The sequence below is a fragment of the Kitasatospora cystarginea genome, from assembly GCF_039533515.1.
GTDB classification, from domain to species: domain Bacteria; phylum Actinomycetota; class Actinomycetes; order Streptomycetales; family Streptomycetaceae; genus Kitasatospora; species Kitasatospora cystarginea.
In genome coordinates this window covers 1-879 of sequence record NZ_BAAATR010000189.1, presented here as the reverse complement: position 1 = coordinate 879, position 879 = coordinate 1, and the positions used below count along the sequence as shown (strand labels likewise).

The 879-nt window shown below is 62.2% G+C and carries 1 protein-coding gene; it reads right to left on the bottom strand.

What is annotated here, in order from left to right; genetic code table 11:
* Positions 1–53: 53 nt before the first annotated feature.
* Complete coding sequence (locus ABD369_RS40760) at positions 54–716, bottom strand: SNIPE associated domain-containing protein (RefSeq protein WP_344641684.1); 663 nt, start codon at positions 714–716, stop codon at positions 54–56.
* Positions 717–879 lie beyond the last annotated feature (163 nt).

The following is an 879-nucleotide window of genomic DNA, read 5'->3' as shown; positions in this document are numbered from 1 at the left end:
GACCTTAGACAAGCCCTATCGTCGCAGGTCAGCGGCACTCCTCAGTCTTTTGATCACGCCTCGGACAGCCCTGCTCGTGAAAGCGCGAGGTTAGCACGGAGGGATGCCAGGACGCTGATGTAGTGCGCTCGTTCTTTCTCGAGTCGCTCCCTCTCGGCAGCCAACTCCTGCTCAGCCCGGCGCTGTTCGCGGAGAAGCTGGCGCTCCTGGCGAGCATGTTCGCGCTCTTCCTGCACCTTTATCTGGAAGTCAGCAGTCAGCTCGAGCTCAGCGACTCGCAGAGCGTGATACTCGGGGTTGATCCGCATCTCCATGATTGCCCCGAGCTTCTCGATCGCCGTGACCGCCGACTCCAGCCGCTTCTGTGCGGTGCGCACGTTCCCTGACCTCAGCGAGCGCACGCAGTTGTCGGCCTCGGAGTTGTAGGCCCGCAGCATCAGCTTGGACAGATCGCCGACAAGTTTCCGTCCTCGGGCTAGAGATCCGTCGAAGGTGAACATGTCGGCGGCGAGGATCGCGCGGCTGCTCTTGATGACGTCGTCGATCTGGCCTTCGAGACTGCGCAGCCGGTCCTTATAGGCCGCCGCGTTCTCCAGAGGATGGTGGTAGCGGTAGATGCCGACGTCCTGCAAGGCGCGCTGGTCGCTGAGATCGATCACGTCGGCACCACTCTGTGCGGCGGCGAGCGCCGCTTCGAGATTGGCGATATGGGCCAACAGTGGCGCGGGGTCGACTCCACGGAACGGTGACAGAGTTGGTGGGATGGCAGATGTCTGGTCTGGCTTAGCCTCGCGCTTTCACGAGCAGGGCTGTCCGAGGCGTGATCAAAAGACTGAGGAGTGCCGCTGACCTGCGACGATAGGGCTTGTCTAAGGTCCA